The sequence below is a fragment of the Acinetobacter sp. UBA5934 genome (genome assembly GCF_002430855.1).
GTDB lineage: Bacteria > Pseudomonadota > Gammaproteobacteria > Pseudomonadales > Moraxellaceae > Acinetobacter.
The window spans coordinates 3615-14516 of sequence record NZ_DJDC01000063.1 but is presented as its reverse complement, the minus strand read 5'-3'; the positions used below and the strand labels follow the sequence as shown (position 1 = coordinate 14516).

General features: G+C 41.3%; 7 protein-coding genes and 1 pseudogene. 5 read left to right on the top strand and 3 right to left on the bottom strand.

Annotated elements, in window-relative coordinates; translation table 11 throughout:
• On the bottom strand, nt 1-768 hold a 768-nt coding region (locus B2Y23_RS04365), incomplete at its 3' end, for a glutamate-5-semialdehyde dehydrogenase (RefSeq protein ID WP_291369251.1).
• A 303-nt stretch (nt 769-1071) separates the two neighbouring features.
• Here B2Y23_RS04365 and B2Y23_RS04360 point away from each other — a divergent pair.
• Nucleotides 1072-2403, top strand: coding sequence for an alpha/beta fold hydrolase (locus tag B2Y23_RS04360; RefSeq protein ID WP_291353683.1), 1332 nt, complete (start codon nt 1072-1074; stop codon nt 2401-2403).
• Between the two features lie 30 nt (nt 2404-2433).
• Here B2Y23_RS04360 and B2Y23_RS04355 read toward each other — a convergent pair whose 3' ends face one another.
• Complete coding sequence (locus tag B2Y23_RS04355) at nt 2434-3294, bottom strand: class I SAM-dependent methyltransferase (RefSeq protein ID WP_291353685.1); 861 nt, start codon at nt 3292-3294, stop codon at nt 2434-2436.
• Between the two features lie 135 nt (nt 3295-3429).
• Nucleotides 3430-4452: a beta-N-acetylhexosaminidase gene (gene nagZ / locus B2Y23_RS04350; protein ID WP_291369249.1), complete on the bottom strand. Its 1023-nt coding sequence runs from the start codon at nt 4450-4452 to the stop codon at nt 3430-3432.
• Between the two features lie 197 nt (nt 4453-4649).
• Here nagZ and B2Y23_RS04345 point away from each other — a divergent pair, with 197 nt between their 5' ends.
• From B2Y23_RS04345 to B2Y23_RS04335, 4 genes and pseudogenes are all read left to right on the top strand, one after another.
• Nucleotides 4650-6851 (top strand): carboxy terminal-processing peptidase, encoded by a 2202-nt coding sequence (locus tag B2Y23_RS04345; protein ID WP_291369247.1) that lies wholly within the window; start codon nt 4650-4652, stop codon nt 6849-6851.
• A 359-nt stretch (nt 6852-7210) separates the two neighbouring features.
• Entirely contained in the window at nt 7211-9280 is a 2070-nt protein-coding gene (locus B2Y23_RS04340) for a putative bifunctional diguanylate cyclase/phosphodiesterase (RefSeq protein ID WP_291369244.1), read from the top strand.
• A gap of 125 nt (nt 9281-9405) precedes the next feature.
• Nucleotides 9406-9477 (top strand): annotated as a pseudogene (locus B2Y23_RS15450) (hypothetical protein); the annotation flags it as partial.
• A 216-nt stretch (nt 9478-9693) separates the two neighbouring features.
• Nucleotides 9694-10896: a tyrosine-type recombinase/integrase gene (locus B2Y23_RS04335; protein ID WP_291369242.1), complete on the top strand. Its 1203-nt coding sequence runs from the start codon at nt 9694-9696 to the stop codon at nt 10894-10896.
• Nucleotides 10897-10902: the final 6 nt, after the last annotated feature.

Here is a 10902-nt window from a genome sequence, read left to right as displayed (position 1 = left end):
ACGATGGGTTTTTGCATTCAGTGCGATCGGCAGGGCTTTTTGCAAATCAGCCTGTGCTTCAACAAAGACATGGCAATTACCATCTAAATGTTTAATTACCGGAATACGAGCTTCATTACTAACCCGTTCAATCAGTCCTTTGCCTCCACGTGGAACAATGACATCCACATATTCAGACATGGTAATCAGGTGGCCGACTGCAGCACGATCTGCAGTATTAATCACCTGTACCGAAGTTTCAGGTAAGCCTGAAGCTTTTAAGCCATGTTGAATGGCGTTGGCAATGGCTTTATTGGATTCTAGCGCTTCCGAACCACCACGCAAAATAATGGCATTGCCTGACTTCAAAGCCAGTGAAGCAGCTTCCAGAGTAACGTTTGGACGTGATTCATAAATCATGCCGACAACACCCAAAGGCACACGCATTTTTCCGAGCTGAATGCCTGAAGGACGGTAAGCCAGATCCGTGATTTCACCAATCGGGTCAACCAGATTCATGACATCTTTCAAGCCATGCAGCATGCCTTTAAAGCGGCTGGGGGTAAGTTCTAAACGATCAAGTAATGCACTATCCAAATGATTGTTACGACCTTTGGTCATATCGATTTGGTTGGCCGCCAGAATTGCAGCTTCACTGTCTTGTAATGCAGTGTAAATTGCAGATAAGGCATTGTTTTTTGTTTGGGTAGAAGCGCTTGCTAACACGCGAGAAGCTTGGCGTGCCTGTTGTCCTACCGTTTGCATATATTGTTCAATCGAATCTTGCATAGCGGTTTGATCACTTAGAAATTACACCTTCGATAGTAACAGTCTGGAACCCGACAATGAAGCATCTGCTCAGAAAAAAGTCCCTGAAACTTTCCGGCTGTTAATATTTTGAAATCCTTTTATAGGTAAATTTAGATAAGTGGTCATAGAATCAGTTGCTTGAGTCAGCATCCTCTGTATATTATGAAATAATAAAGACAGTGACGTCTGATAATTACAGCGAAGAATGGAAGCAGTATGGCGCAGAAATTCTATATTTATTTTCTTGCAAAATAACAATAAGGCAAGAATGGAGGAAGGGATATGAATTCCATGATCCAAATGGACTCGGAAGTAGAAGAATCAAACTCAAATTTTGGTTTTTTTGATCTTTACCATAGGAACAGTTTTAAAGAACCAGCCCGTACCACATGGATTGATGGCTGGAAAATTGAATATATGGCAATTGCTCAGCCAGAAACCATTCACAACACCCCAATTGTCATTGTGGGTGGGGCATTTCAAAATTTTAATTCTTATAAGTATTGTGTTGAACAATTACTGAGTGCCGGGCCAATCATTTTAATTGATCTGCCTTCCATGGGTGCCAATCAGCAAATTACCAATCGCGATACCGGCATTTCTGCAGGAACACTGGAATTACCTGATTTAGCTCGTATGCTCGGTGAATGGCTAGATGTAGAAAATCTTCCCAAAGTTTCAGTCATGGGGATGTCTTTAGGCTCTGTGGTGGCTTCAGGTTTAGCACATCAACGTCCTGAATTGATTGATCGAATGATCTTGATGGGCGTGATGCAAAAGACCCGTAAAAGCTGGCGTATGTTGCTGGAAGAGTCTTTACATTTAATGAATGAACAGCGCATGGATGAGTTTGGTCAGGCAGTGATTTTGTATCTGGTCAATCACGCCAAAATCGATCAAACCCGCATGTCACCAACAGCAAAGCGTTTGTTCTTTAAACAGATGGCGGAATTTACTGCAACCGAGCAAGACCGCTATGAAATCAACTGTAGCCGGTTATTGCGTTTAACCGATGTACCGATTCCGCAATGTAAAGTCCTAGTGGCATGTGGACAATACGACAGTTTTACCTTGCCGCATGAAAATGCCAATTTTGCTTTGCAATGTCCAGATATGGAATTTGCCATGATTGCCAATGCCGACCATGTACCGCAATTACAGCGCCGTAAAGAAACCATGGGTCTGTTTGCAACATTCCTGCAAGGGAAATCTATTCATGAGGTAGAAGGGATTATCCCGATGACACGTGCACAGCTGCTGACTCTGGAGCGCCGTGGCGAAGAACGTATTGCTGTACAAAAACCAATGACTGTATTGACGCATCGTCATTCAGATTTGCAATTGTCTACCCGTATTGTGGATTTAAACTTTTTTGGCGTTTTACTGGAGTTTACTTCTGGATTGGCAGAAAAAGCTGGACAGTACCCACGTGACTTGGCTCTGCATCTGGAAGATGAAGAAGGCCAATTTAAAATTGAGTGCTTAATTTTCGAAGTTCATGCAACACGCGTTCGTGCTTTATTCAAGCATGGCAGTTTTGAGGTGGCTGAACGTTTACTGCGTTATGTGCAACGACAAAAAGAAGTGATGACGGTTTTAGAATCAGTCAGTTAGTTTGTGGTTAAGTTGCAATAAAAAACAGCGTTATATAACGCTGTTTTTTTTGCTTGCATGAATCATCCAGACCAGATCACCCAAATGTTCTTCATCAGAGGGGAAGGGCACAGTCGGATTTTGAAAATACTGCTGCGGTTGTACAATACTGACCTGTTCGAAACCAGCTTGCTGGAAAAAATCCTGCGCTTGCTGAGGATTAATAAAATGGAAACTGAATGCACTCTTGGACATCCATTTCAGTAATTTGCTGCTGGCCCAAATAAAATTGGCCAGTTTATTTTTGACTGGTTCTGGATAGATATCGGTCAGGTAATGCAGTTCTTTAAAATTTTGACCGTAACGGTAAATAGCTTGAAGTAGTTGTAACAACATGTCTTTATTAAAATAGTTGATCAGGCCTTCACTAATCACCACCAAGGGGCGATTCGGATCAAATACGTGAAAAGCCTGTTCAAAATCAGCCGTGAATAAATCTACGGATAAAACTTCCGGACTATGGACATCAATCTGTCTTAGAGCTTGGGTTTTAACTTTTGCCATATCGGGTAAATCAAGTTCACGATAATCAATATGGGGAAACTTGTGCCGGAAATTCCAGCCACGCGGAGAAAGTCCGCTGGCAATTTCAAGCACTTGTAAATCCGAGTGTTGTTCAATCAGCCGAGTCAGATGCTGATCAATCATGCGGTGGCGTTGTTTCAATGTAGTACGCATACTGCCACCAACAAATTTTTCAGCCCAGCTTTCTAAAGGGTGAACCAGCTTGGCGAGCATTTTCCCTTTAGAAGTAGCAAAAACGGGATGAGAAATGCCCATGGTGTACCAGATATATCCGGTGTAATGGGCCGTAAATGAAATATGTCGATGTTCTGAAAGTTGTTGTGTCATGTCATCCTGACCTTATCTGTTTTTTTAGTTTTTAATGTATTACTGTTTTCTGTTGGGTTTGTTACCGAATGAACCTGGCTTATTTGTGTTTATCATAAAGAAAAAGGAACACCTTGTCGTGTTCCTTTTGTCGTATTAATTCAATGATTTTTTAAAGTTTTCGATACTATCACGAACTTTTTGCCATTCCGAACCCAAGTCCAAAGATTCTCCAACCGTAATTTCTGGAATTTTCCCTCTCATATGCTCCAGACGTGCCTGGTTAGGTAAAGGTAAATCACCAATCCCTTCTAATGCTGTACATGCTGCTGAGCGGTCATTACAGACCAGTCCCATATCACAACCGGCTTTAAGTGCAGCCTGAATGCGTGCATCTGCACCACCGGCAACACAAGCTGCCTGCATGGTTAAATCATCGGAGAACAGCACGCCATCAAAGTTGAGTTGCTGACGCAAAATATTTTGAATCCAGTAAGGGGAGAAACCAGCAGGATTTGGATCGACCTGGTCATAAATCACATGCGCAGGCATCAAGGCATCCAGTTGCGGCATGAGCTGAATGAAAGTCTGCATGTCCTTTTGATAGATTTCCTCATAAGAACGTGAATCGACTGGTGCGGCGATATGCGAGTCTGCCTGAACAGAACCGTGACCCGGGAAATGTTTGCCAGTATTGGCCATACCTGCACGCTTCATCCCCCTGATGAACGCACTGGCAAGCGGAACAATATCAGCAATGTTTTTGGCAAACCCACGGTCGCCAATGACATCGCTGACATCGTTCAAGTCCAGTACCGGTGCAAAACTAAAATCAATACCAACTGCGAGTACTTCCGTAGCCATCAACCAGCCACATTGCTCGGCTAAATCAACGGCCTTTTCAGGTTCGGTCAGATAAAGTTCACCCAAACGTCCCATGGCAGGAAGTAAGGTAAAGCCCTGTTTTAAACGCTGTACACGACCACCTTCCTGATCGACGGCAATTAAAATATCCGGTCTGATACGACGCATATGATCGGTTAAAGCGCGAACTTGTTGTGGTGATTCTATATTTCGTGAAAATAAAATCATGCCACCTACTTGCGGTGCTCGTAATAGTTCAATATCTTCTTGAGTAAGTTCTGTGCCAGCGATGTCTAGCATCAATGCGCCAATCATATCGGTGTCCGTGTTGGAATTTTATAAAGAAAAACAATACCCGAATTCTGCAATGATTTGCTACATTTTGACAGTACAGAATATGATAAAACTACACGACATACATATTAAGTTGTTTAAGATTTTGAATATACTCGATTCATGTTGAAAAATGACGTTGTAATATTGGTCAAAGACCAAGGAAGTACGAATTATTTATGAAACTTCAGACATTAGCTTGTGCAGTTGCAATTGCGACTGGAGGATTTTTCTTTTCTCATGTAATGAACGAGGCAATTGCAGCTAATAATACAGAGGCAGTTTCTCAATCGATTCAACCTACCCAAGAACAGGCATTGGTTTCGCGCCAATTGGCGACTTTGGTGGATCGTCAGCATTATTTAAATCAGCGTCTTGATGCAGCAACGTCTAATCGTATTCTGGATTTTTATCTGGATAGTCTGGACGCAGATCACTCATTATTTTTGGCACCTGAAGTAGAACAATATAAGAAAAAGTATGGTGCAAATTTTGGGGCGGCTTTAAAAGCTGGAGATTTATCGGGTCCGTATTTAATTCATGCACAGTATCGTGAACGCTTAAAACAGTTTTATGAGTTTATGTTGGCGGAATTGAAAAAGCCGCAAAATCTGAAACAAAAAAATGTTTATATTGAAACTGACCGGGAAAAAGCACCTTATTTTGCGACTGCTGAAGAGCAGCGTAAGCATTGGCAAAAAATGCTGGTATCTCAACTGATTAACTTGACCATCAGTAAAGAAGAAGAGCTGGCGAAGCAAAAAGCCTTAAAGGATGATCCGACACTGGCTAATGGTCAGGATCTGGCAAGCCCTGAAGATTTAACGCCAGTTCAAACTCTGACCAAGCGTTATACTCGCCAGCTTGAACGCGCCAGCCGTGTGAAAAGTGATGATGTCCTGGACAAGACTTTGAATGCGATGATGCTGACTTATGATCCGCATAGTAACTATTTCCCGCCAGTAGATGCGATGGAATTGAACCGTCAGACGACCTTGCAATTAGAAGGGATCGGGGTTTCGATTCGTCCTGAACGCGGTAATGAAGATTACACCAAGATTGAAACCATTGTTGAAGGTGGGCCGGCCAGCAAGTCAGGTCAGATCAAGCCCGGCGATCGCATTATTGGCGTAGCGCAAGACGGCGATAAAATGGTGGACGTCGTCGGGTGGGCCAGTAATGAAGTAGTCGGTCTGATTCGTGGCAAGCGCGGAACCAAGGTCAGCCTGCGCTTATTGGGAGCGGGTGCATCCATGGGGCAGGCACGTACAGTCAGTCTGGTTCGTGATGTGATTCAGGAAGAAGATGCCGGTGTCCGTTCACGTACCGTAGAGATCAAACGTGATGGTAAAAATCATATCTTTGGTGTGATTGAAATTCCGTCGTTTTATTTGAATTATCGTGCGCGCCGTGCCGGTACGGATTATCGTTCAGTTTCTGAAGATACCAACAATGCTTTAAAAAGCCTGGCAGCCAAGAATGTAGAAGGGATTATTATCGATTTGCGTAATAACCCCGGTGGCTCACTTGAAGAAGTTGCCCGCATGTTGGGACAGGTCATCAAGTCCGGTCCAGTGGTGCAAATTCGAGACGGTAATGGCAATGTCAGCGTATTTGAAGACGATGACGGTGGTGCACAAACTTATGCAGGTCCACTGGCAGTCATGATTAATCTGGCATCAGCATCGGCCAGTGAGATTTATTCTGCGGCGATTCAGGATTATGAGCGCGGAATCGTGATTGGTAGTACCACTACTGGTAAAGGTACAGCTCAGGTGCAACTGGATACCTTGGCCTATGGTCAGGCTACCCTGACCCAGCGTAAGTTTTACCGGGTGACTGGGGGAAGTACCCAGAATAAAGGCGTAGTCCCAGACATCAAACTGGTGGATATCTATAACGAAGAGTTTGGCGAGCGTAAAGCCAAGAATGCCTTGAAATGGGATACCATTCCAACGGCACCATTTAAGCGTGAAGGTTCGGTACTACAACCTTATGTGCAAAATCTGGCGCAAATGTCACAGCAGCGGGTAAGTGTTGATCCCCAATTTAAATATCTGGAGCAACGTAAAGCCATTGCGAAAAAAACCGATGAGCAAAAGCGTGTAGTGCTGGATATTGATCAACGCAAAGCCGAGTTGAATGCACTTGAGCAGAAAACGCTAGAGGCGGAAAATCAACGTCGTAGCTTAACCGGGCAAAAGCCTTATGCCAATTGGGAAAGCTATCAGGCTTCAGTTGATGCCTTGATTGAATCTCGTGCAAAAATGAAGGCAAACCAACGACCGGCTTTGGCGGAAGAAGAAACCTTTGTTACCGAATCTGCCAATATTTTATTGGATTATGCAAAATTACAATCCTCTAAAGCTGCTAGTCAGTAGAAGTTGTAATTCGGTATTTTTATTTTAAATATTCAAAAACCAGTCAGTTGATCTGACTGGTTTTTTATTTATGTATGCACGAAAAGAAAAAAATTGCTTTTAGAACAATTTTAAAAAAAATATGAACAGTGTAGGAATAATGGTAAAAATATTGAACTAGGTTTCTTTTGTAAAATGAATAAATTAGAAATAAAAAAGAATAGAGTAATTATCACTTGACCAAAATAGAAGAGTATTAGATTCTTGTTTTAATTGATTGTTTTTATAATTACTCTTTAAAAGATAAAAATTTTTTAATTGTATAAAGAGTATGAATCACGTGGATTAAAACAAGAAAGATAACTTATACGGAACTAAATATGGTTCATATACATTATGATTTTAGCCTGGTAATTGCTTCGATAGTTGTGGCTATTTTGGCCTGTTATTTTACAATTTCCCTTGAACAATTATTATTTCGTGGCTTGGGTCAGAAATATGAAAAAATGCTGCTCATCATTAGCGGTCTGATGCTCGGGGCCGCAATTTGGTGTATGCACTTTGCCGGCATGCTCGCTTGTCATTTACCGGCAGATTACTCTTTTGATTATGGACTTACTTTTGTTTCGTATGTGATTGCATTTATGGCATCAACTTTTGCCATTTGGTTGACTACCAGAGAAACCTTACCTTTTGGCCGGCTTGTTTTAGGTGCGGTACTGATGGGGATGGGAATTGCCGGAATGCACTATACCGGCCTGATGGGACTGGTCGTAAATCAGCATCGCCTTTATTACGATCCTCTGCTGACCATTTTTTCCGTTTTAATTGCAATAGCGGGGGCAGGTTTAACGTTCTGGCTCACCTTTAAATATAAAAATGCAGTACAAAAAAAGCTGATGATCAAGATTTCCCTGGTATTGATGATGGCGCTGACCATTGTTGGGATGCACTATGTCGGGATGGGGGCAATTGTTTTTTATGCTATTGCGGCAGATCAGCCGGTTACACATTATCAAACCGGGCAAGGACTAATTTTATTATGTGTTATTTTAGTTACCAGCTTAATTTTTCTTGCTGCATTATGTGTTGCGGTAATGGAACAAAAACTGGAAATCCGAAATAAACAGCTTTCTAAAGCTAATCGAGAGCTTGCCAATCAGGCCGTACAGGACAATTTAACCAAATTACCCAACCGTTTATTCCTGGCAGAATATTCACATTTTTTATTTACCGATCATCGTTATAGCGATAATAAAATTGCTTTTATTTATATAGATCTAGACCGGTTTAAAGCGGTGAATGATGTCTTTGGACATCATGTGGGTGATCAATTGCTGGTGCAACTGGCTACCCGTATTCAGCATCACCTGAAGCAAAATGAAAAACTGCTCCGTATTGGGGGAGATGAGTTTTTGATGGTGCTGGAACAGGCCACTATCGATCAGGCAATTGCAAAAGCAGAACAGCTATTGGGGCAGATTCAGGGCAGTTTCTTAATCGCAGGGAAAGAGATTAATATTTCCTGCAGTATTGGTATAGCCATGTATCCAGATCATGGCAATAATTTGCAGGATCTGCTGATTAATGCCGATGCAGCCATGTTAATGTCAAAATATCAAGGCAGAAACACATATTCCGTTTTTAGTTACAGTGTCGATCAACAGGAAACCAAAAGTCAGACCAAACTGATTAATGATCTGTATAAGGCAGTTGAGGAACAACAATTTGTTCTGTTTTATCAGCCCAAATTTACTACTCAAAATTATGCCATTTGTGGGGTAGAAGCCCTGATTCGCTGGAATCATCCAAGTTTGGGAATGTTGACGCCGAACATGTTTATTAGCGGGGCTGAAAAAACCGGACTGATTATTCAAATGGGCTATTGGGCATTAGAGCAAGCCTGTAAGCAAATTCAAATTTGGGAACGAAATGAGTCAAATTATTTTCCTCTTGCGGTGAATTTATCTGCCGTGCAATTTGAGCATAAGCATTTGTTTTCCACGCTGGAAAATTTATTTAATCAATATCAGATTAATCCGAATCATTTGGCTATCGAAATTACAGAATCGACCGCCATGCATCATGTTGATTCGACCATTCGAAGTTTTGAGCGGCTCCGTCAGATGGGTATTAGACTGGCCATTGATGACTTTGGAACCGGACATTCCAGCTTTTTATATTTGAAGAATTTGCCCGTAGATGAATTGAAAATAGATCGCGAATTCATACGCGACCTGGCCGTCGGTTCAAAAGATGAAATGATTTTAGAAAGCATTATTCAATTGGCGATCAAATTGGGTCTGGTGGTCACTGCTGAAGGGGTCGAAACACCGATGCAGGCAGACATACTGACCCGTTTGGGGTGTCAGCAGTTGCAGGGCTTTCTGCTGGGAATGCCGATGGATGTGAAACGTCTGGAAAAAATGGACAAGGCATTATTTACTTAAGATTGATGCGGGCTGAACAAGTTTAGTTCATTTCAAAAGTTTTATGATCTGCTACAATATGGCCAATTTTTTATATTGATCAGTTCTGATCTTTTTGCACTGCCATTCTGCAGTAGGTATCTTTCATGAGTTTTAAAGACGAATTAGCGGCGCAGGTCGCACAGCGACGGACGTTCGCGATTATTTCCCACCCAAATAACACACTATAATTCATCTCATTCCAACCCATTTCAAAAGCATTCAAATTAAAATTAATATTTTATTAATTTACAATATTTTATTTAAATTTCATTCTTGTACCCATTGCATGGTATTTCAAGTTGCATTAAGTTTATTCAGAAGTTTTGTGTACATGAGTGTGTACATATTTAATGTTATTTTTTTTGATTTAAAAATTTGTACACAGGTGTGAAATGCCACTTACGGACACATGGCTTAAAAAGAATTTAGGTAAGGTTAGGGTTGAGCAACATGTCGAACCTGATAGGGATGGCTTGAGTGTACGTGTGTCACCTAAAGGTAAGATCACTTTTCAAATGCGCTTCAGATACGAGGGTAAGCAAGCTCGCCTAGACTTGGGTTCTTACCCCAATTTGACTTTATTACAAGCTAGGCAAGAGTTGCAAAAAATGAAAGGCGTCCTAGAGGCAGGACATGATCCAAGAGTATATAAAAAGTTAGAAGTTCATAAAGTGACGAACGCACTAACTTTTAAGGAGCTCTATTTAGAATGGCATGAAAAATACTGCATGCCGAATAAGAAAAATGCACAACAACAATTGCGGTCTTTTGAGTTGTATGTGTTTCCTAAATATGGATATCTGCCAGCAGATCAAATTACACTACATATGTGGTTAGAGTTACTAGAAGACCATTTTGAAAAATCTGCATCAATTACTGATCGACTGCTAACAAATACAAAACAGTGCTTAGATTGGGGCGTAAATCGTAGGCTGATTGAGAATAACCCGATACGTCATATAACTGGAAAACGTGATCTCAACATTAAAAAGAATAAAGTGGATCGAATTCTTGAAGACGACGAAGTGGCACTAATTTGGAAAATTTGCGATGAGTCTAGAATGGCGTTGAAAAATGCGCTGTTTATTAAAATCTGTCTCTTCTATGCTAATAGATATAGTGAGTTGAGGATGGCAAAAAAATCGGATTTCGATTTTGAACGCAAAATTTGGACTGTACCACCTGAAAACCATAAGACAGGTAAGTATACGAAGCGACCTCTTCTTAGACCGATATTGCCTGAAATTGAGCCTTTTATTCAGCAGGCTATGGAGCTGAATAGTTCCATCTATATGTTCGTGAATAATGGGACTAAAGAGATGTATGGGCAAAATGGTCCAGGTAAGCTACCGTATAATGTCATGCAATATGCAAGAAGACATTATGGTGTTGAGATGAAACATTGGTCTATGCATGATTTAAGACGTACAGCTCGTACTCATTTTAGTCGTTTTACATCGCGTGATATTGCAGAGTTAATGATTGGTCATACCATGCCAGGAGAGCAAGGGACATATGACTACCATGATTATCAGAAAGAGATGGGAATCGCTTATAAACAATGGTGGGATAAATTGGAAAGCCTAACTAATTAGTTAGGC